Genomic DNA, 18,422 nt, shown 5'->3' on the forward strand with positions numbered 1-18,422 from the left:
TCGAGGAACTTTTACGGTGTGCAAGTGGCGGTTACGCTGGTCCCATGGCGCGAGAGACCCTGAACCGTGAACAGATCGTCCGTGCGGCGATCGAGCTGCTGGACGCCGAGGGCATCGACGGCCTGAGCATGCGCAAGCTCGGCCAGAAGCTGGGCTCGGCGGCGACGGCGATGTACTGGCACGTCGGCAACAAGGAGAACCTGCTGCTGCTCGCGGCAGACGAGGTGTGGAGCGAGGTACGGCTGCCGGACGTCCCGGCAGTGGGGTGGCGGCCTGCCGCGCGCGAGCTGATGTACGCCGCACGAGAGCTGTGCGACCGGCACCGCTGGCTGGTGCGCGTGATCACCACCTACGTCGGCTACAGCGAGGGCATGGCCCGCTTCCAGGAGTGCGCGTACGAGACCTTCGAGGCCGCCGGGTTCCGGGACGCGGACCTCGACTGGGCCGTGAGCACCCCGTTCATGTTCGTGACGGGGCTGGCGTTCATGACCTCGACCGACGCCGCCGAGGTCAAGGAGCGGGCGATGCAGGACGCGGCCGATCAGCCCGAGGACGAGGCCGCGGCCGTCGCGCAGGCCGCTGCCATCGCGGCGAAGTACCCACGGCTGAGCGCCAGCATTCAGGCGCAGGAGCGGCGGGGGGAGAGCTTCGGGGAGCAGGTCGACGAGGTCTTCGCGTTCGGCGTGGAGACGATCCTCGACGGGCTGGCGGCCCGGCTGGCGGCACGCGCCGACTCCGTCTGAGTGAGAGGCGCCGGTCGCGTGCGTGGCGAACCGGTCGCAGTGGCCCCGCTGGCCGAGGATCCGGACGCGTGGCACGTACCTTCGACGAACTGGTCGCCATGCAGCGGGCGGCGGACCAGGCGCACACCAGGGTGGAAGAGCTCCGGGACCAGTACGGGCCGCCCGCCCACACCCCGTGGACAGAGCTCCAGACGGACACGTACGAGACGGCCTGGCGGGCCTGGCGCGACCTCGCCCGCGACGTCCAGAGCGCGATGACCGAGTACGCGAAGGAGCAGGGCACCGCGCGCAACGAGGTCGAGGCGGATGTGAAGCGGGCGGTGCGGCATGGGGAGGGGGCGGGCTAGGCCCTGTCGTTTGGATCATCCCGGCGTCGCGGGCCCTGGCACGCACTCCCCCACTGCCTTAAGGGCGTGGGGGGACCCCCAGCGGCGTTGTCGTCGGTCGCCGACGCTCCGCGTCGACTCCCTCCTCCGCCTTGCAGCTGCACGCTCCCCCACGCTCGAACCGGCTCCGGCAACCGCTCTACAGCACCCGGAGGCCGACGAGCGGGATGTTCCATTCGTTCCGCTCGATGTTGCCGTGGCCGTCCTGAGCCGCGGCCGGTACCGCGAACAGCGTCAGGCCGGTGACGGCGACAGCGGCCAGGGCGGCGATGACACGACGCACCACGGTTCCTCCTCAACGACGACAGCTCCGCTCACCGTGCGCCCACCGGGGCGCCTCCGCCGGCCGGGACACGCCGCTCCTGCTCCGAACGGCCGAACACCCCGCGTCACCGGGGACGCGCGCCCTGACAATCGCAGACGGGGGGCCACCGACACGTGCGTAAGGAGCTCCGCCGACGATGAGCAGATCCTGGAAGACGACGGTTCTCGGATCGCTCGCGGTCGCGGGCGTTGTGTGCGGGGCGGGGGTGACGTACGGCGCTCAAGGAGCGACTGAATCGGACGGCTCGGTCCGCCGGGGTCTGTGGGCGGCGGCGACCATCGAACCCGGGCGGGAGGGGATCGTCGAGGTCGGCGGCCACGAGGGGGCTGAGCTGGGTGCGGGATCCGCGCTGACACTCACGGCACCGACGCTGGCGAAGGTGACGGCTGTGCCGGTCGCCGCGCTCGGGTACCGGGGGTCGGTGGCGCAGGGTGGGGCCGCCGGGACGTACACGTTCACGGGGGCGTCGGCGTCCGCGGCCTGGACGAGCCGTACGTTGCCCTTCGTCCTGTCGGTCGCCCCGGCCGCCGAGCCCGGCACCCGGCTTCCCGACTGCACCCTGGTCCTGCGGGACGCGAACGGCACCGTACGGGCGCGGGGCACCTGCACCGTGACGGTCGGGCTGCCCACGCCGACCCTGTCCCACCCCCAGCCGGGCGTCCCGCTGAGCGGAACGCCCCGGATGTCCGGCTCCGCCCACCCCGGCGCCCAGGTCACGGTCCGCGACGCGGCCGAGAACGAGGTCTGCGCGACCACCACCGCCCCCAACGGCATCTGGACCTGCGTCCCCGCCCTCGCCCTCACTCCCGGCCCGGGCCGACTCCAGGCGACGGCGACGATGAACGGGGTCAGCGCGACGAGCGAACAGATCCACGTCACCGTGACGGGCACGCCCGAGTCCCGGCGGAACACGGTGTCGGGCAGCGAGGGCGGTCGCCTCTAGGCCCCGTTGGGCCCCGTGGCCGTTGGGCCCCGTGCGGTCGTTGTGCCGCGTGGTCGCTGGGTCCTGTGTTCGCTGGGTCCCGCGGTCGGATTCAGTACCGCACCGCCCTGGCCACCTCCGCCCGTACGCCGCCGCCCAGGTCGCGGGTGCTGCGGGCGGTGCCGTTCCCCGTCCCGCCCGCCGCCACGTCGGAAACGGTCGTCACGGCAGCGTCCAGCAGATTGCCGTCCTCGTCGCGGAAGTTCACCTGCACGGCGAAGGACCGCGTCGAGTCGGTCGTGTTCTCCGCCGTGACCTCCACGGTCGTACGGCCGTCCGAGTCGGTCTTCGGCTCGCCCAGCCGCACGGCGTCCTTGGCGTCGATGCCGCCCTTGATGTCGTCCAGTTGGCGGCCCGCCTCCGCGGTCGCCGAGGCGAAGGCGGATGCCGCTCGGCTGGCCACCGAGGTGGGAGTGTCGTCGTCGCCGCACGCGGTCAGAACGGCGGCGGTCAGCGCGGCGGTCGTCGTGAGGATCGTGGTGGTCGTCCACCGCGCTCGGTGACCGGGCATGGCTCCTCCAGCTGGTGCGTTCCGGTTGGCGTCGGAACCTGTCGGTCCGGGTTCCTCCAGTGAAGATCCGTACGCCCGCGCCCGCACCCCGGCCGTCACCCGTTCGCCCGTCACCCGTCCGGCCTTCCCCCGTGGTGGCCTCCCCCGGCCGAACCCATCGTCGTAGCCATGAGCCAGCACCAGTCCCAGCCGTCGCAGCCGCGGTCCCAGGCAACCGACGCGGCCCACAGCCACCCTGGAGCCCCCGGCCCCACCCCCGCACCCGGCGCCACCGGCGGACGGCGGCCCGTACCCGCCACGCCCGGCTGGGTCACCGGCGGGCTCGTCTTCGCCGGTGTGCTGATGCTGGTGAACGGGCTGCTGGCCGTCCTCCAGGGCATCTCCGCGATCGCCGAGGACGACGTCTACGGCCGCGTCGGCGACTACGTCTTCGAGATGAACCTGACGGGATGGGGCTGGACCCTGCTCGTCCTCGGCGTCCTCGTCGCGGCGGTCGGCTACGGCATCCTCAAGGGCGCCTGGTGGGCGCGGATCACCGGCATCTTCGTGGCGTCACTGAGCATGGTGCTCCACTTCCTGTTCCTGCCCTACGCGCCGGTCTGGTCGGTGATCATGGTCGGGGTCGACTTCTTCGTGATCCTGGCCCTCGCGACGGCGCAGGACATCGCGGACACCTCGCGTGTGCGCGGTTCCTCCAGCGCTTCGACTAGCGCTTCGACGCGCGAGAACGCCTCAACAGGTCGCTGATCCTGGCCGGGTCCTTGCGGCCGTTCAGCTCGGTCAGCAGGTCGTCGGGGCAGAGTTCGTAGAGGTCGCCCCAGAAGCGGCGGCCGTGGTTGTCCCAGATGCGGTAGCCGCCGGGGACACCCCTGGCAACATAACGTCGTCTGCTCAATCCGCCCCCCTGTCCGGGCACGACCGCACACGACGACCGTGCACGTGTCCACGCCGCTCGGACAGGGTGACATCGCACAGCGGGGCCGTCGCCCGTATTTCCCCGGGCGCTCCCCGGTGCTCCTCGGCCTCCCCGGGTGGCTCGGCCTTACCCCGGCCCGCCGCCGCCGAAGGCTCCGCTCTTGCCCGGCAGCCACCGCTTGCGGTGCTGGTCCTCGCTGCGCCTGCTGCTCGCGTGGTGCAGCTCGTGCGGCAGGAGACGTTCCTTGCCGTGCGCGTGCGGGACTTCGTCCGGCTCCCGTATCTCCCGCTCCTCGTGGACCGGGCCGGTGTCGGGAAGATGCGGCTGCTCGTCGGGTGTGGGCCGGGGCAGTTCTCGATCACGGACCCGCATGCCGAACGACACGGCCCAGACCAGGGCGCCGGCGATGAACAGGCCACCCGCAAAGGCGGCGATCACGTTGAGTACTTCACTCGACGTGGCCGCTAGTACAAACGTCGCCGTACTCATGCCCCAATTATCACCGAAACGGACGAATAAGCTCCCTGCGGGAGCGCCGACGGCCAGCGCGGTCTCCAGCCGCTGCCGGACGAGCCTCGGAGCGGCCGGCGGGCTCATGGCCGAGGGGGAGGGAGTGCATCGAGCCGTCGGTGCTGACGGGGACTTTGCTTAAATTAGGCAAGTAGCTCTACGGGACGCCGGCTGCGTCGGCATGGGCATGGCACTGGCCCACTGGTCCGTCGACGGCCTGCGCACACTGGCCGAGCTCTTCCACCGCCTGGTCGACGACTTCGTCATCCACGCCGAAGTACCGGCCGATCTCGGGCCCACAGCCTGACGAGAGCCGCCCACCCCTGGAGACCCGCCCCGGCGCGCAGCGCATTCCCCCACACGAAGGGTGTCGCCATGAACGCGAACCACTCGACCCTCCTGGAGAAACCCTCGCCCCCACGCGGGGACGGACAGCGCGTCCTGGTCGTCGCCGACGATCCGGGAGACAGCGAACTGCTCAGCACCACGCTGGAGTTGGCCGGGTAGCGGGTCGGCACGGCGGGTACCGGCGCCGAGGGTGTGACCCGGCTGACCGAGCACTGCTTCGACCTGGCGGTCTGGGACGCCGTACTCCTCCCTCACCTCCCCCGGCTGCCCTGCGCCCCCCCTGCTCCTCCTCACCACCTGCGACTCGCTGCACCGTCTCGTCCCCGAACTCGGCCCGGGCGAACAGGACTACGTCACCAAGCCGCTCCGGATCGCCGAGGTCCTCGCCCGGGTCGACGTCCTGCTGCGCCACCGGTGCCCGGAACGCCACCCAGGCCTGCCCCGCTACGGCGACCTCGTCCTGGACGACGCCACCTGCCGGGCCCGGCGCGGTGCACGCTTCCTCGACCTCACCCCCGCCGAGTACGGGCTGCTGCGGCATCTGCTCGTCAACGCCGAGTGCGTGCTGTCGAAGGAGCAGATCAGCCGTCATGTCTGGGGCGACTTCCGGGCCAACGAGGCGATCGAGAAGCTGGTCTCGCGGCTGCGTCGCAAGGTGGACAGCGATCCGGGGGAGCCGGCGCTGATCCACACGCGGCGAGGGTTCGGGTACTGGCTCGGTGGTGCCGGCTGACATGTCGCGCCGCGTTGCGGGGCGGGTGATCGGCGGCGGAGACTGGCGGTGACCGTTGGCGTTCCGAGAGGCCGGTGTGATGGGCGAGTACGTACAGTTGCCCGGGGTGCGGACGTGGTACGAGGCCGAGGGCGCCGGTGATCCGCTGCTCCTTCTGCACGGCGCGTTCTGCACCAACGAGACCTGGCAGGCGCAGCGCGCGGACCTCGCCGAGAGGTACCGCGTCCTCCTGCCCGAGCGCCGTGGGCACGGCCGTACGCCCGACGTCGAAGGACCGCTGTCCTACCAGGACATGGCCGACGACACCGTCGCCTTCATCGAGACGGTCGTCGACGGGCCCGCCCATCTCGTCGGGTGGAGCGACGGCGGGATCGTCGCCCTGCTGGTCGCTCTCGCCCGGCCCGACCTGGTCCGCAAGGTCGTGGCCATGGGGGCCAACTACCGGCCGGCGCCGGAGAGTCTGGCGGTTCCGGCGATGTTCGAGAACGTGGACCCCGACGGTCCCGAAATGGCGTCGTTCCGTGAGATCTACGCGGCCGTGTCGCCCGACGGCCGGGACCACTGGCCGGTCGTCGTGGGCAAGTTGGCCGAGATGATCAACACGCAGCCGACCCTCACCACCGACGACCTGGCCCGCATCACCGCGCCCACGCTCGTCCTCGTCGGCGACGACGACCTGGTGACCCTGGAGCACACCATCGCCCTGTACCGCGCGATCCCCGGCTCCGAACTGGCCGTCGTCCCCGGCACCTCACACGTCCTGCCCCTGGAGAAGCCCGCCCAGGTCAACCGGATCATCCTCGACTTCCTGGCCAACGAGCCGGTGACGACGGTGCTGCCGATCCGGCGGGCGGGGGAGAGGTCCGGGAGCGGCGGTACGTAGGCCGGACGGTCCGTCGCGTTGCGGTGCCGTGCCGTCCCGGGGCCGGCGAAAACGCGTTGGCCGGCCGGCGTCCGGCTGCGACGATGCCTCTGTTACCCAGCGGAGGGCATTTGTTCGTTTTCGTTTGTGCGGGGTGCGGCGCCACGCTGACCGCCCCGCTGTCCCAGGTCGTTCTGCCGGCCCACGCACATCAGCAGTACGGGAACGGGCTTCAGCTCCCGGTGCTCATGCAGTCGGGCACGTTCGCCGTGGACCCCGAGCCCTGGGGGCCGCCGTGGCGCAGGTGGGAGGAGATCGACCCGGACGAGGCGACGGCCCGCGGCATCTACGCGCCGGTCTACGCCCTCTCCGACAGCGCGCCCGGCGCGATCGTCATCTCACCCGGAGACGCCCGCGGCACGCTGCTGATCCCGGAGAAGGCCGGCGGCTACTGCTGCGGCCTCGCCGGGGGCGACGGTCCCAACATGGCCTGCGAGGCGTGCGGCCTGGCCGTGGCGACCCGCATCGACGACTGCTCGCTCTGGCAGGCGGTGTGGCTCGCTCCGAACGCCGTGCGCCGCCTCCCCGTCGACGACACCGACGCGGAGCCGCTGTCCTGGGGGGAGTTGATGGCGGAGGGGAAGGGCACGCCCGCGTTCGAGCCGATCACCGCCATGTGGGGATCACGGCTGGGGCTGAACCACTGGTGGGCATGGAGCCCGCGGTGGGAGGCGGCGGCCGGCCGGGCGCTCGCCCACCTGCTGGCGGCCTCGGAGGGCCGGCCGGTGACCGTCCCGGACGGCCTGGTCAACGAGGTGTTCCAGCGCGCCCTCGACGCCCTGCTGCCCGTGGGCCCGCCGGCGCGGCGGGCAATCCTGGCCGGACCGGGACTGCCCGCCCCCGACCCGGACGCCGACATCCTCCTCGTCCCGGCCCATCCGCAGACCGGGGAGCCCTGGACACCGGCCGAGCCGGCCGCCTCGGCCTGCCCGGTGCCGCTGCCCTTCGGGGTGTGGTGGTGGCTGGCCTTTCCCGAGCGGGGCCTGCCCGTGCCCGCGTCGGGCCGCATGCCCGACGGCGTCCTGCGCGACGAGTCGCCCGCGCCGCACCCCCATGACTTCTTCCGAGCGGACCTGAGAGCTTTCAAGCACGCCCTGGTCCGGCTGCCGGTCGTGCGCAGCCCGTGGATGCGCGAGATCCTCGAGAAACTCAACCGGCCCACGACCGTAAGCCTCTTCTAGCCGACCGCCGGGGGCGCCGACTCAGGCGCGTGCGGCGTCCATCGCGGGCGGCGGGGTGTGAGGCACGCCCCGCCGCCCGCCGGAGCGTCAGCCGCCGTTCTTGCCGAGCAGCTTGTTCATCTCCTCGATCTCGGCGGTCTGGGCGGTGATGACGGCGTCGGCCAGTTCGGTCGCCGGGCCGTAGCGGCCCTTCGTCTTCTCGGCCTCGGCCATCTCCACGGCGCCTTCGTGGTGCTCGACCATCATGGTCAGGAACATGGTGTCGAAGTCCTCGCCGGACGCCTTCGACAGCTTGTCCATGTCCTCCTGGTCCATCATCCCGGCCATGCCGGACCCCCCGGAGTGACCGGAGTGGTCCATGCCGGGCGCGGCCGACGGGACATCCTCGCCCCAGGCCTTCAGCCAGCCCGACATCGCCCGGATCTCCGGGTCCTGGGCCTTCCGGATGCGCGAGGCGAGGTCCTTGACCTCGGCGGAGGAGGCGCGGTCGGCGGCCATCTCCGCCATCTGCACGGCCTGCTGGTGGTGCGGGATCATGCCCTGCGCGAAGGAGACGTCCTGGTCGTTGTGCGCGTCGGCGCTGGCGTCGGCGCTCGCCGAAGGCGACGTCCGCGCATCCGCGGCGGTGTCCGAGCCGTCGTCACCGCCGCACGCGGCGAGGACGAGGGCGGCGGTGACGGCCGTCGCGGCCAAGGAGGCGCGGCGGACGAGGGTACGCGTGCTGGTCATGCTGAGAACTCCTGCGGTGTACGTACGAGAGCTGCCGCGCCCCTCAAGGGCGTGGCACGGGCATGGCTGAGTGCCGTACGCCCGCACAGGCGGCGGCGGGGACGGCTCGGCCTTGTCCTAGGTCCGCAGGATCTGCAGTTCGGCCAGTGAGGGAGGCGCGCGCCCGCCCTCCGGTGCGGCGGCCACGGAACGGCCGTCGAGGTCGCCGGGTACGGCGCTGCCGGCCGGGTCGGGCAGCAGGGCCGGCAGCACGGGTCCCGCGCCCACGGCGCCGGAGGCGCAGGTGGGATCGCCGTGCTGGGCGTGTCCACCGCCGGTGGCGCCGCCGTGGCACACGGTCTCGTCGGTCGTGGCCGACGGGTGGGCGGCGGTCATGGCGCGCGCTTCGCCGTGATGGGACGAGGCGGCGGAGACCGCCACCGCGTCGCCGGGCCCGAGCGCGTGCATCCCGAACAGCCCGGCGAGCAGCCCGAGCAGCAGAAGCATGCGCCACGGTCCCGTCACCGGGAGCCGCGGCGCACGGTGGTGCTGTGCGCGGGCCGTCACGCCCTCATCGTACGTATGCCGTTCGCGGCCGACTCATCCGGTGAAGGCGAAGACTGCGGAACCTGCCGGAGCGGCAGACAGGCCCGGCTCCTGGAGCCGGGCCTGCTGACTGGTTGTTGTCGTCCTGCTGGTTGTCCTACACGGCCTGGTCGTCCTACATGACGGCCTTGTAGCCCTGCCAGCCCGTGGCGATCCGGGTACGGCTGCCGAACGACCCCTTGCCGTTGCCGTTGTTGCGCCAGACGTTGCCGGAGGTGTCCCGGGAGACGATGTCCGCGTGGCCGTCCCCGGTGAAGTCGCCGACGCCGACCACGGTGTTGTAGGAGGCACCCCAGTTGTCGAGGACCTTGACGCGCGCCTTGAAGCCGCCCGTGCTCGTGGTGTTCGCGTCGTAGCGCCAGAGCTCGTTGGACTTGTCCTGGGCGAGGAGGTCGCCGCGGCCGTCGCCGTTCAGGTCGCCGGCGCCGATGATCTTCTTGTAGCCGGTCCAGCCGGAGCCGATCTTGACGCGGGCGGACAGCGTCCCGGTGCTGGTGCCCTTGAAGAGGTAGACGTCCCCGGTGGACGCCTGACGGGCGATCAGGTCGGGCCGCCGGTCGCCGTTGACGTCGCCGGGCGAGGTCAGGACGTCGTACGCGTTCCAGCCGGAGGTGCCGAGGGAGGTGTACGGCGTCGTGGGCGTCGGCGCCTTGCCGCAGGCCGGGCGGTAGGCGCGCAGAGCGCCGCTGCTCAGCCGGACCAGGACGTCGTTGCAGCGGTCGCCGTCGAGGTCGCCGAACGGAACGAACCTCGCGGTCGTGGACCAGCCGGAGCCGGAGACCTTGCTGCCCAGGGTGCCCGTGCCGGTGCCGCGCTGGATGGTGAGCGTGCCCGAGGAGTTGAGCGTCAGGACGTCACCCACGCCGTCGTTGCCGGCGTGGTCGCGCGGTGCCGCCGACCCGGCCGTCACCTTCACGGTGCCGGTGAGGGAGAGGGCGGCGCCCTGGCCGTCGGCGGGCTGGGCGGAGAGCGTCCAGGTGTAGGTGCCGTTGGCGACGAGGCGGCCCGCGGAGTCCTTGCCGTCCCAGGCGGCCTTCAGCAGACCGCGGGCGGAGGAGCCGGAGAGGGTGCGGACGGATGCGCCGGACGCCTTGTCGCGGACGGTGACCGTCCAGGCGGCGACGGGCTTCGACAGCCACCAGGTGCCGGAGAAGCCGGCGGTTCCGGCGGTTACCGCGGAGTCGATCGCGGTCGGCGCGGAGGCGGGGACGCCGGTCGGCACCAGGTGGACGCGCTGCTCGTCGTCGGCGTAGGCGACACCGCCGCCGAATCGGTCCACGGTCCAGTTGGTGCGCATCCCGCTCTCCCCGGTGGAGTACCGGGGGAGCTCGGTCCACGGGACGAGCGTGCGGCTCGGCAGGTCGGTGTGGTTCCCGCTGGTGGGCAGCCCGCCGTGCAGGTCGGTCAGCTTCAGCCCGCTGTCCGACTGGACGCCGGGGACGTGCTGCACGAGGTACCCGTCGCCGAGGAGGACCCGGCCGGCCGGGGCGGTGGCGGTGCGCTTGGTCGTACGGTCGTACACGCCCGAGCCCTGGACGTCGCCCCAGTAGTCGACGCAGGCCCAGTACACCCAGCGGCCCACGGCCTGGAGCTCGGACGGGGTGCAGCCGTTGCGGGTCGTGAAGGACTCCACCTCGGTGGTGCCGGAGGGCAGCCGCGTGGCCGTGACCTTGCCTCCGGTGGCCGCGCCGCTCCACAGGGTCGAGCCCCAGACGGCCGCGGCGACCCGGTCCCGCTTCTGGAGCACCTTGCCCGGCGCACCGGCGGTGAACTCGCCGACGTACTGCCTGCCGGAGGAGGCGCTGTCGACGACCGCGTACCGGCCGGAGAGGTCCTTGAGCTCCGGACTGTCGTCGCCCGTGTCCAGGGTCGGGCCCCAGTCGGTGGCGCCGTTGGCGCGCAGCATGGTCAGGCCGGACTCGGTGGCGTCCTCGCGGCCGTGGTGGCCGGTGCCGTCGGCGAACATCCGGATGCAGCGGGGCGTGTACTCGTCGCAGTCGCCGTCCCGCCCACTGACCAGGCCGTCCACGGTGGCCTTCTGCACGGCCGGGGTGCCGCCCGCGGCCGGGGTCGTGAGCCACGTGCTGCGGTAGGCGCCGATGATGGTGCTCGGCTCGTACAGGGTGCTGTTGTCGGCGGTGCTGAGGATGCCGCTGCCGAGGGAGAGGCCGTGCACCTGCGCGGGCATCGGCTGGACGTCGGTCAGCCGACTGCGGGTGACCGTGCCGTCGGCGGCCTGGGAGACCCGGTACACGCCCCAGTCGAGGTCGCCCCGCTCGACGTACTGGGCGGCGCCGGCCACCAGGACGGAGCCGTCCGGTGCCTGCACGAGCTGATGGGCGGCCGGGTCCATGACCGTGGTGTGTGTCTGGTCCGTGCCGTCGGTCGTCATGGCCACCAGGGGCTGGCCCCGGTAGAGGTTGTTGCCCGGCCACACGGGCTCGACGGCGAGCAGGGCGGAGCCGACGACGCGGTGATCGGCCTGGTAGCTGAAGGAGCCGGTGTCGAAGGTACGGGCCGGTGCCGACAGGTCGTCCCGGTCGAACACGTCCGCCTTGGTGCGCCCCGAGCGCAGCCGCAGCACCGAGTCGGCGCCCAGCCGGAAGCCGGTCACCTCCCAGCCGTCCTCGGGGCTCGGCCGGTCGGGCAGTGCGCTGAAAACGCCGGTGGCGAGGTCGACGATGCCCCAGTGGCCCCAGCCGTCCCCGTCCATGCTGTAGCGAAGGATGACGGACCGCGGGTCGCCGTCCTCGACCCTGATGTCGTACGCGCCGTCCGGCAGCCCGGTCACGGGCGTCTCGGCGACCCCGCCGCCCTCGTGGACGCGCCACAGGTGGTAGGCGTTCGGGCCCCCGCTGTTGTGACTGGTGAGGACGGTGTCGCCGAACGTTCCCTGATAGGTGTGGTATTCGGACACCGGCACCACGCTCGTGCCGCCCGAGGCGCCCGCGCCCTGGAAGAGCGTGACCTGGTGGTCCTCCTCCGAGTACAGGGCGACGGTGTCGGAACCGTCCCCGTAGTAGCCGGTCTGGAAGGACGCGGCACTCTGGAAATAGCCGTTGTTGATGTCGTATTGGACCGGGACGTCCAGCCGCTGCTCCAGTGCGGTCGTGGTGCCGGTCGCGTACTCCGTCCACAGCAGCCGGTCGTCGCCCTCCTGGGCCCAGAGGAACCCGGTGGTGCCCGCGTTGAGGATCTGGGTGGCCCGCGGAACGGCACGCGGGGCGGCGGGCAGGACGAGTTCCCCGGCCGCGGCCGCCGGGAGCGGTGAGGGCGCCGCGGTGGCGGGGGTCGCGGTGAGCGGCAGGCTGAGGCTCAGCGCCGCCGCGAGGACGACCGTGTGTGCCGCCGTGGATCTGAGACGTACTGGACGTGAACCAAGGGCCGGTCTGCGCCGGCGTCGGCCGAGTCGGGCCACCGTTCCTCCTGGGAAGGCAAGAAGAAGGCATGGCGGGACACTCGGCAGCGCTCCGACTTCTCGCTCGGCCCCCCGGCCGTACCCCCCACGCGCGTGCAGGGAGCGTAACAGCATGTCCATGACTGCTACCGCCGCCTGCCGGGGCACGACGACGGCAGACCACGGCAGACGAATGAACCTCGGACGACGGATCGGCCGCGCTGCTCCCGGCGACTTTGCCATCTCTTTACAACCCGCTCCGCGGCCCCGTCGTCTCTCCGCTCGACCCGTCACCCAGCCCGCCGGGTACCGAGTACCGGGCGGGCAGACGAAAGAGAGCGACACAATGCGCCGAACCGTCCTCAGCGCCATGGCACTTACGTGCACCGCCCTGCTGGCGAGCACCACGTCCGCCTTCGCCGACGGAGGGTCCCCGACGCCGGCCCCCGCCGAGACGGCCACCACCCCGACGCCCAGCGCCGAGCCGACCACGGGACCGAGTGCCGAGCCGACCCGCCCCGCATCGCCCGTCCCCTCGGCGCCGTCCGAGGCCCAGCCGACCCAGGCACCGGAGGGCGGGCAGGTCTCCGTCGTACCGTCGGGCGCGCCGGACACCGGAGTCGGTGCGGGCTCCTCGTCGTCCGGCACCGAGGGCGGGCTGATCGGAGGCGGTGCCGCCGCGGTGCTCCTCGCCGGGGGCGCGACGGTCTTCGTCGTACGGCGTCGGCGGGCGCACGGGGCATGACGCCGCTCTCCCGGCGCGCGTTCGCCACCACGGCCACGGCGGCGATGGCCTCGCTGCTGGTGAGCTGCGGTGGCGAGGAGTCGGGGCAGGCCGCGAGCGGGGACTCCCGCAGAGCGCGGGGCACGAAGGGCGCCGACGAAGCTCCGTCTCTGTCTCCGTCGGCATCGGCGAACTCGTCCCGGCCGCTCGGGCGTTCGGCCCCGGTCCGCCTCCAGATCCCGGCGATCGACGTCGACACCCCCGTCATACGGCTCGACTTGGCGCCGGACGGCACGGTGCAGGTTCCGCCCGTCACGGCGGACGACCGCGCGGGCTGGTACCGGCACTCGCCGACGCCGGGTCAGGTCGGCCCGTCGGTCATCCTCGGCCATGTCACGGTGGGCGCCTACGGGGACGGGGTGTTCCGGCACCTCGCGAGGCTGCGCCGGGGCGACCGGATCGTGGCGCGCAGGGAGGACGGCAGCTCGGCGGACTTCACGGTGAGTGCCGTACGGACGGTCGCCAAGGCGGACTTTCCGGCGGACGACGTGTACGGGGACGTGGACCGTCCGGAGCTGCGGCTGATCACGTGCGGGGGGCCGCGGGACGGGGACGAGTACCGGGACAACGTGATCGTCTTCGCGACGTCGGCGTCTACGACTCCGACCCACTGACTCCCGCCCGCAGTCACGGCATCCGCCCGCCCACCCATCCACCTACGGATCCGGGCGTAAGCATCCGTTCGGAACGCCTTCCGCCCGCCCGGCATCTTCCCCCACGCGTGCGGTGCGAGTTCCTCACGACCCTGGAGAGCGTTGAAACGGTCCCGATCCCGAGACAAGGCGGCGTCCGAGCTGTTCGCCGCCCTGTACCCCCGTCTGGCCGGCTGGTGCCGCCGGCTCGTCGACGACGACGAGACGGCCCACGAGATCGCCTCCGAGGCCTTCACCCGGCTCTGGGCTCGCTGGAGCCGGGTGGAGGAACCGCGCGGCTTCCTCTACGTGACGGCGGCCAACCTGGTCCGGGACCACTGGCGCAAACTGGAGCGCGAGCGCAAGGCGATGCACCGGGTGACGGCCGAGGCCGAGGCCAACTCCCGTACGGAACAGGCGGACCCGTCCGTACGCCTGCTCGTCCAGTCGCTGCCCGAACGCCTCCGCACCCCGATCCTCCTGCACTACTACGCTGACATGCCGATCCGGGAGGTGTCCGTGCTGACCGGACGAAAGGAAGGAACCGTCAAGGCCGACCTCCACGCGGCCCGCGAACTGCTCCGCGTCCACCTGAGGAGAAGCCTTGACCACACGCTTTGACGAGGACCCGGACGTCCCGGAACTCTCCCCCGACGACCCCCTCGCGGTGATCCTGCGCCCGCCCTCGGACTACCTCGCCCCACCCCCTGGCCACTACGACGCGATCCGCCGCAGGGCCTCGCGACGCCGCCTCCTGCGTACGGCGGCGGGGGTCGGCGCGACGGTCGCGGTCGCGGCCCTGATCGCCGTACCGCTCCACTTCGCCGGCCTCAACGACCCCACAACCCGCACACCCCCGCTGGCACCCCCACCGGCAACCACCCGCACGAGCCCACCCGAGCAGTCACCGACCCCCACCCCCTCGGCACCGCCCACGCCGTCGGCACGGCCCACCGAATCGGTGTCACCGACTCCGACGGTGCCACCGGGGACGGTGGGTCCTTCGGCCGCTACGGCCGAGCCGTCGTCGACGCCGACGGCGGTACCGACGCCGGGGCGGGTGGAGACGTCGGCGGACAGCGGCGTGAATTCCCGCTGAGTCAGAGCTGGTCTCGTCGAACCTGCATGTGGGTGCGCTCGCCAGGGCGAGGGTCCAGCTCCCTCCCTCGCCCTCAACGCTGAACGCACCGGCGAGGAAGGACTCAGGCCAGTCGTCGGACTCGTCCAGGAGCTCCTGGTGTCGACCGGCACGGCGGCGCGGGCAAGCCGTGCGTCGTCTTCGCCAGCCGTACGGCTGCCTCCCCTCTCCTTCCCGTACAACTCTCCTTTCCCGTACAACTCTCCTTTCCCGTACAACCCTTCAGGCTCACCAGAGGTCATCTCTAAACCCGTACGTATGTCCTGGAGAGGAACCCATGCCCCGGCCCCACCACAAGCGCTCCCGGCGTCCCCTCGTCCTGGGCGCTACCGCCGTCGCGGCCGCCCTGGCCGGTGGCCTGCTCATCACCCTGCCCGGTGGCGCGAGTGCCGCCGCGTCGGGCCTCGCCGACGACTTCAACGGCGACGGCTACCGCGATCTGGCGACCGGAGCCCCGGGCGCTGTCGCGGGCGGGAAGGCGAAGGCGGGTGCCGTGGTCGTCAACTACGGCTCGTCGAGCGGTATCAGCGCCGCGCGCCACAAGACCACATCGCAGAACTCCTCCGGCGTACCGGGCGACTCGGAGACCTCCGACCGCTTCGGCACCGAACTCGCGCACGGCGACCTCAACCGAGACGGCTACGGCGATCTCGTCGTGGGCACACCGCTGGAGGACGTCGGCAGCGATGCCGACGGCGGTTCGGTCACGATCCTGTGGGGCGGCTCGTCCGGCCTGTCGGGCGGCACGACGATCAGCGACCCGAACGCGTCGGGCCACGACCGGTTCGGCCAGTCCCTCGCGGTCGGTGACTTCACCGGTGACGGCAAGGCCGATCTGGCGGTCGGTTCCACCGGCAAGGACATCTGGATCTTCAAGGGCGGCTTCACCAAGTCCGGCGGCGCGGCCGGCAAGCTGCGCTTCGACGCGCAGATCGAGGCCGGCGCGTACCCCGATGGCGCCGTCCAGCTGACCGCCGGGGACTTCGACAACGACGGGGCGGACGACGTGGTGGTCGGGTCCGCCGCGGGCAACTTCGTCTACCGGGGCGCCTCCACCGGGCCCACGCTGCAGACCGAGGCGGGACAGGGATACGCGAGCGCGCTCACCGTGGCCGACTTCGACCGCGACGGACACGACGACCTGGTCGTCGGCATCGACTCCCCCTCTGTCACGGACCAGACGGCGGAGGGCGGCTACGTCACGGTGTTCTACGGCGGTGCGGCGGGCGTCGACACCACGCGCAGCGCCGTCTTCAGCCAGGACACCGCGGGTGTGCCGGGAGCGGACGAGTCCTGGGACCTGTTCGGCAGCGCCCTCGCCGCGGGCGACGTCAACAGCGACGGCTACCCGGACCTCGCCGTCGGCGCGCCCTTCGAGACCATCGGTTCTGTCAGCCACGCAGGCAGTGTCTGGGTGGTGCGCGGCGGCGCCTCCGGCCTGACGGCGACCGGCGCCCAGTCCTTCAACCAGGGCACCTCCGGTATCCCGGGCGCCAACGAGTCGTCGGACATGTTCGGCGACGCCATCCACCTCGCCGACCACAACAAGGACGGCCGCGCCGATCTGTCGGTGGGCGCGGGCGGCGAGAACAGCGACGACGGTGCCGTATGGGTCCTGCGCGGTTCCACCCGAGGCATCACGACCACCGGCGCGGTGAGCTTCGGTGCGGCGTCCGTGGGCATCGGGAAATCGGGGGACGACCCCATGTTCGGGGACGTTTTGTCGGGCTCCTGAGCGCGGAGCCTGGCAACCGAACGAAGCCTGGCAACCGGACGTAGCAGGCAACCGGACGTAGCAGGCAACCGACAGGGGCGGCGCCGGAGTATTCCGGCGCCGCCCCTTCAGCGTGGGTCGACACCCCTCGATCTGCGTCCGGCCGAGGGATATTCACGTCACTTCACGGTCGCCTCAGCGGTCGCCGGGGCTCACTTCACGTCGACGAAGTCGGCCCGGCCGGACCTGGCCTCGGTGAGGGACGTGCCCGCGAAGTCGTAGCGGTACTGGCCGTCCACCGTCGCCTGCACGGTGGCCGTGGCCCAGCCGTTGCGGTCGGTCTTGACCTTCTTCAGCGTGGTGAAGGCGCCGCTCGTGCCCTTGCGGAACTGGAGCAGCACCTGGTGCCCGATGAGAGGCACGTCCTTGTGCTTCTCCCAACTGCCGACGATCATCCGGGCCTTGACCGTGAGGTCCTGGCCCTTCTTCACCGGCTCCGGGGTGGCGTCGGCCTGGGACAGGTGGGTCTGGCGTTTGATGCGTGCCAGCCATGGCTCGTCGTACTCGCGGGTGACGTTGCCCGCGCCGTCGACGGCCACGGCGCCCACGGTCCAGACACCGGCGAGGGCGTTGCTACGGAGGTTGTGGTACGGGTCGGCGACCATGACGGCTTCACACTTGGACTCGGCCTCGTTGATCTTCACGCAACGGTCGGACCCGACCTGCGCCATCCGCCCGTCGGCTTCCTCCCGGCTCGCTCCGTGCCACAGCTCGAACGTCACGCTCTCGACGCCGTCCGGGTCACTGACGATCGCGGAGACCAGGAACGCGACCTTCCGTGCGGCCGGGACGACGACGGTGTAGTCGCGGTTCTCGTTGACTTCGATGTCCCTGAACGTCGTGGGCGAGTCATCCTGCTCGGCCCCGACGGCCGGGACGGCGAGAGCGGTGACGGCCAGGGCGGCGGCGCTGAGCGCAGCGGCGGTGGCGGTGGCCAGGGCGGAGACAGTGGCGCGTATGCGCATGGTGTGGTTTCCCCCACGCTTGATGAATTGGGTGGTGACTTCACCTGCATCGACAGGGGAGGTGTGTGGGGGGTTGTGCACTATTGCTGACCTGACCCATCACTTAACCCTGGCTTCTCCGTGAGTTCGTGGAATTATCGGGGGCTGGTCAACTTACTTACTGGCGGGAGCATTGACCGCCGTCTGTGAAGACATCAATCCGATGCCAACAAATGGACACACCAAGACGGTTGAGCGCTATACGCTCCGAACCGGCCGCGAGGTGGGGAGGGCGATGGCAGACGAGTATTTCTCACTGGTGTGCGACGACATCCCCCATGACGTGGTGCTCACTGACCCCGGCGCTCGTGTGCTGGACGTCGCTCATGTCGTGAGGAGACTGACGGGGCTGAGCCTCTGGCACAGCAAGGTCCTGGCAACGCAGGTTCCCGCCGTGCTTCTCGATGGCGTGCCCCAGGACGACGCTGCGGCAGCCGTTGAAGCCCCCGCGCATCGGCGAACAGAACGTGTGACGCAGCACACCTTCATCGACCGATGACTCCGTTCGCTCCCCTCGGTCATACCAGCGACAACACCGAAGCAACGCAACGGACAGACAGGATGATCGACATGACTGCCACCGTGAAGGGCCCTGCCAGCTACTTCCCTTCCATCGAGAAGAAGTACGGTCGCCCGATCGCGGAGTGGAAGGACCTCATCCGCTCCTCGCCTCTGACCAAGCACATGGAGCTCGTGAACTGGCTCAAGGCCGAGCACGGGCTGGGCCACGGTCACGCCAATGCCCTCGTCGCGCACACCCTCGCAGAGGGGGCCGGCAACTGAACGGTTTCGGTTGGAGTGGCCGCCGTCGTTGTGCTACGC

24 protein-coding genes and 1 pseudogene are annotated in these 18,422 nt (G+C 71.5%); 16 read left to right on the top strand and 9 right to left on the bottom strand.

The features are described from left to right. Positions 1-44: 44 nt before the first annotated feature. Complete coding sequence (locus IF78_RS0108930) at positions 45-743, top strand: TetR/AcrR family transcriptional regulator C-terminal domain-containing protein (RefSeq protein WP_031483116.1); 699 nt, start codon at positions 45-47, stop codon at positions 741-743. 68 nt (positions 744-811) lie between these two features. After that, positions 812-1,090, top strand: a complete 279-nt coding sequence (locus IF78_RS0108935) for a hypothetical protein (RefSeq protein ID WP_031498105.1) — start codon at positions 812-814, stop codon at positions 1,088-1,090. Between the two features lie 178 nt (positions 1,091-1,268). Here IF78_RS0108935 and IF78_RS48320 read toward each other — a convergent pair whose 3' ends face one another. Beyond that, positions 1,269-1,415, bottom strand: coding sequence for a hypothetical protein (locus tag IF78_RS48320; protein ID WP_158751312.1), 147 nt, complete (start codon positions 1,413-1,415; stop codon positions 1,269-1,271). A 175-nt stretch (positions 1,416-1,590) separates the two neighbouring features. Between IF78_RS48320 and IF78_RS0108945 the strand changes: the two genes are divergently transcribed. Further along, positions 1,591-2,397, top strand: a complete 807-nt coding sequence (locus IF78_RS0108945; protein ID WP_031483113.1) for an Ig-like domain-containing protein — start codon at positions 1,591-1,593, stop codon at positions 2,395-2,397. 91 nt (positions 2,398-2,488) lie between these two features. On the opposite strand, the gene IF78_RS0108950 is transcribed toward IF78_RS0108945, so the two are convergent. Continuing rightward, positions 2,489-2,947, bottom strand: a complete 459-nt coding sequence (locus IF78_RS0108950) for an FxLYD domain-containing protein (RefSeq protein WP_031483111.1) — start codon at positions 2,945-2,947, stop codon at positions 2,489-2,491. A gap of 168 nt (positions 2,948-3,115) precedes the next feature. Here IF78_RS0108950 and IF78_RS0108955 point away from each other — a divergent pair, with 168 nt between their 5' ends. Next, positions 3,116-3,694 carry a DUF7144 family membrane protein gene (locus IF78_RS0108955; RefSeq protein WP_051827601.1) on the top strand — a complete coding sequence of 193 codons (579 nt, stop codon included), beginning with the start codon at positions 3,116-3,118 and terminating at the stop codon, positions 3,692-3,694. On the opposite strand, the gene IF78_RS45860 is transcribed toward IF78_RS0108955, so the two are convergent. Continuing rightward, positions 3,654-3,842 carry a hypothetical protein gene (locus IF78_RS45860; RefSeq protein ID WP_078662356.1) on the bottom strand — a complete coding sequence of 63 codons (189 nt, stop codon included), beginning with the start codon at positions 3,840-3,842 and terminating at the stop codon, positions 3,654-3,656. The genes IF78_RS0108955 and IF78_RS45860 overlap by 41 nt on opposite strands. A 147-nt stretch (positions 3,843-3,989) precedes the next feature. After that, positions 3,990-4,352 carry a DUF6479 family protein gene (locus IF78_RS0108960; RefSeq protein ID WP_031483107.1) on the bottom strand — a complete coding sequence of 121 codons (363 nt, stop codon included), beginning with the start codon at positions 4,350-4,352 and terminating at the stop codon, positions 3,990-3,992. Between the two features lie 202 nt (positions 4,353-4,554). Between IF78_RS0108960 and IF78_RS49535 the strand changes: the two genes are divergently transcribed. The 5 genes from IF78_RS49535 to IF78_RS0108980 all read left to right on the top strand — a co-directional run bounded on the left by IF78_RS49535 (position 4,555) and on the right by IF78_RS0108980 (position 7,557). Next, positions 4,555-4,680 (top strand): hypothetical protein, encoded by a 126-nt coding sequence (locus tag IF78_RS49535; protein ID WP_324617281.1) that lies wholly within the window; start codon positions 4,555-4,557, stop codon positions 4,678-4,680. A 68-nt stretch (positions 4,681-4,748) separates the two neighbouring features. Further along, on the top strand, positions 4,749-4,880 hold the full coding sequence (locus IF78_RS50645) for a hypothetical protein (RefSeq protein ID WP_324617280.1): 132 nt from the start codon (positions 4,749-4,751) through the stop codon (positions 4,878-4,880). A 403-nt stretch (positions 4,881-5,283) separates the two neighbouring features. Further along, positions 5,284-5,454, top strand: a complete 171-nt coding sequence (locus IF78_RS50650) for a winged helix-turn-helix domain-containing protein (protein WP_324617279.1) — start codon at positions 5,284-5,286, stop codon at positions 5,452-5,454. 79 nt (positions 5,455-5,533) lie between these two features. After that, positions 5,534-6,337, top strand: a complete 804-nt coding sequence (locus tag IF78_RS0108975; protein ID WP_031483105.1) for an alpha/beta fold hydrolase — start codon at positions 5,534-5,536, stop codon at positions 6,335-6,337. A gap of 110 nt (positions 6,338-6,447) precedes the next feature. Next, complete coding sequence (locus IF78_RS0108980) at positions 6,448-7,557, top strand: hypothetical protein (RefSeq protein WP_031483103.1); 1,110 nt, start codon at positions 6,448-6,450, stop codon at positions 7,555-7,557. An 87-nt stretch (positions 7,558-7,644) separates the two neighbouring features. On the opposite strand, the gene IF78_RS0108985 is transcribed toward IF78_RS0108980, so the two are convergent. The 3 genes from IF78_RS0108985 to IF78_RS0108995 all read right to left on the bottom strand — a co-directional run bounded on the left by IF78_RS0108985 (position 7,645) and on the right by IF78_RS0108995 (position 12,289). After that, on the bottom strand, positions 7,645-8,286 hold the full coding sequence (locus IF78_RS0108985; protein ID WP_031483101.1) for a DUF305 domain-containing protein: 642 nt from the start codon (positions 8,284-8,286) through the stop codon (positions 7,645-7,647). A gap of 117 nt (positions 8,287-8,403) precedes the next feature. After that, positions 8,404-8,832 carry a DUF6153 family protein gene (locus tag IF78_RS0108990; RefSeq protein WP_031483099.1) on the bottom strand — a complete coding sequence of 143 codons (429 nt, stop codon included), beginning with the start codon at positions 8,830-8,832 and terminating at the stop codon, positions 8,404-8,406. Between the two features lie 154 nt (positions 8,833-8,986). After that, complete coding sequence (locus tag IF78_RS0108995; protein WP_031483097.1) at positions 8,987-12,289, bottom strand: FG-GAP-like repeat-containing protein; 3,303 nt, start codon at positions 12,287-12,289, stop codon at positions 8,987-8,989. Positions 12,290-12,614: 325 nt separating this feature from the next. Between IF78_RS0108995 and IF78_RS0109000 the strand changes: the two genes are divergently transcribed. The 4 genes from IF78_RS0109000 to IF78_RS45865 all read left to right on the top strand — a co-directional run bounded on the left by IF78_RS0109000 (position 12,615) and on the right by IF78_RS45865 (position 14,783). Continuing rightward, entirely contained in the window at positions 12,615-13,013 is a 399-nt protein-coding gene (locus IF78_RS0109000; protein ID WP_031483094.1) for a hypothetical protein, read from the top strand. After that, positions 13,010-13,666, top strand: a complete 657-nt coding sequence (locus tag IF78_RS0109005; RefSeq protein ID WP_031483092.1) for a class F sortase — start codon at positions 13,010-13,012, stop codon at positions 13,664-13,666. The genes IF78_RS0109000 and IF78_RS0109005 overlap by 4 nt, the downstream gene beginning before the upstream one ends. Positions 13,667-13,807: 141 nt before the next feature. Further along, positions 13,808-14,305, top strand: a complete 498-nt coding sequence (locus tag IF78_RS0109010) for an RNA polymerase sigma factor (protein ID WP_031483090.1) — start codon at positions 13,808-13,810, stop codon at positions 14,303-14,305. Then, positions 14,289-14,783 (top strand): hypothetical protein, encoded by a 495-nt coding sequence (locus IF78_RS45865; protein WP_078662357.1) that lies wholly within the window; start codon positions 14,289-14,291, stop codon positions 14,781-14,783. The genes IF78_RS0109010 and IF78_RS45865 overlap by 17 nt, the downstream gene beginning before the upstream one ends. A 51-nt stretch (positions 14,784-14,834) precedes the next feature. On the opposite strand, the pseudogene IF78_RS50820 reads toward IF78_RS45865, so the two are convergent. Continuing rightward, positions 14,835-14,918 (bottom strand): annotated as a pseudogene (locus IF78_RS50820) (DUF6461 domain-containing protein); the annotation flags it as partial. Positions 14,919-15,099: 181 nt separating this feature from the next. Here IF78_RS50820 and IF78_RS0109015 point away from each other — a divergent pair. Beyond that, positions 15,100-16,557: an FG-GAP-like repeat-containing protein gene (locus IF78_RS0109015; RefSeq protein WP_037640044.1), complete on the top strand. Its 1,458-nt coding sequence runs from the start codon at positions 15,100-15,102 to the stop codon at positions 16,555-16,557. Positions 16,558-16,748: 191 nt separating this feature from the next. Here IF78_RS0109015 and IF78_RS44910 read toward each other — a convergent pair whose 3' ends face one another. Then, on the bottom strand, positions 16,749-17,561 hold the full coding sequence (locus tag IF78_RS44910; RefSeq protein WP_051827603.1) for a hypothetical protein: 813 nt from the start codon (positions 17,559-17,561) through the stop codon (positions 16,749-16,751). A 274-nt stretch (positions 17,562-17,835) separates the two neighbouring features. Here IF78_RS44910 and IF78_RS45870 point away from each other — a divergent pair, with 274 nt between their 5' ends. Together IF78_RS45870 and IF78_RS0109030 are read left to right on the top strand one after the other, a co-directional pair. After that, positions 17,836-18,099, top strand: a complete 264-nt coding sequence (locus IF78_RS45870; protein WP_078662358.1) for a ribosomal protein L7/L12 — start codon at positions 17,836-17,838, stop codon at positions 18,097-18,099. Between the two features lie 71 nt (positions 18,100-18,170). Beyond that, a complete protein-coding gene (locus tag IF78_RS0109030; protein ID WP_031483083.1) occupies positions 18,171-18,383 on the top strand; it encodes a DUF4287 domain-containing protein in 213 nt (70 codons plus the stop codon). Positions 18,384-18,422: the final 39 nt, after the last annotated feature.

Origin of the sequence: Streptomyces bicolor (genome assembly GCF_000719285.1) — a bacterium.
Taxonomy (GTDB): Bacteria; Actinomycetota; Actinomycetes; order Streptomycetales; family Streptomycetaceae; genus Streptomyces; species Streptomyces bicolor.

Excerpts from the sequence above, each read along its gene's own strand:
- IF78_RS45870 (WP_078662358.1), top strand. The coding sequence starts at position 17,836 with ATGGCAGACGAGTATTTCTCACTGGTGTGCGACGACATCCCCCATGAC.
- IF78_RS0109015 (WP_037640044.1), top strand. The coding sequence starts at position 15,100 with ATGCCCCGGCCCCACCACAAGCGCTCCCGGCGTCCCCTCGTCCTGGGC.
- IF78_RS0108960 (WP_031483107.1), bottom strand. The coding sequence starts at position 4,352 with ATGAGTACGGCGACGTTTGTACTAGCGGCCACGTCGAGTGAAGTACTC.
- IF78_RS49535 (WP_324617281.1), top strand. The coding sequence starts at position 4,555 with ATGGGCATGGCACTGGCCCACTGGTCCGTCGACGGCCTGCGCACACTG.
- IF78_RS0108955 (WP_051827601.1), top strand. The coding sequence starts at position 3,116 with ATGAGCCAGCACCAGTCCCAGCCGTCGCAGCCGCGGTCCCAGGCAACC.
- IF78_RS50645 (WP_324617280.1), top strand. The coding sequence starts at position 4,749 with ATGAACGCGAACCACTCGACCCTCCTGGAGAAACCCTCGCCCCCACGC.
- IF78_RS0108985 (WP_031483101.1), bottom strand. The coding sequence starts at position 8,286 with ATGACCAGCACGCGTACCCTCGTCCGCCGCGCCTCCTTGGCCGCGACG.
- IF78_RS0108975 (WP_031483105.1), top strand. The coding sequence starts at position 5,534 with ATGGGCGAGTACGTACAGTTGCCCGGGGTGCGGACGTGGTACGAGGCC.
- IF78_RS0108945 (WP_031483113.1), top strand. The coding sequence starts at position 1,591 with ATGAGCAGATCCTGGAAGACGACGGTTCTCGGATCGCTCGCGGTCGCG.
- IF78_RS0109000 (WP_031483094.1), top strand. The coding sequence starts at position 12,615 with ATGCGCCGAACCGTCCTCAGCGCCATGGCACTTACGTGCACCGCCCTG.
- IF78_RS0109005 (WP_031483092.1), top strand. The coding sequence starts at position 13,010 with ATGACGCCGCTCTCCCGGCGCGCGTTCGCCACCACGGCCACGGCGGCG.
- IF78_RS44910 (WP_051827603.1), bottom strand. The coding sequence starts at position 17,561 with ATGCGCATACGCGCCACTGTCTCCGCCCTGGCCACCGCCACCGCCGCT.
- IF78_RS0108950 (WP_031483111.1), bottom strand. The coding sequence starts at position 2,947 with ATGCCCGGTCACCGAGCGCGGTGGACGACCACCACGATCCTCACGACG.
- IF78_RS0109030 (WP_031483083.1), top strand. The coding sequence starts at position 18,171 with ATGACTGCCACCGTGAAGGGCCCTGCCAGCTACTTCCCTTCCATCGAG.
- IF78_RS0108930 (WP_031483116.1), top strand. The coding sequence starts at position 45 with ATGGCGCGAGAGACCCTGAACCGTGAACAGATCGTCCGTGCGGCGATC.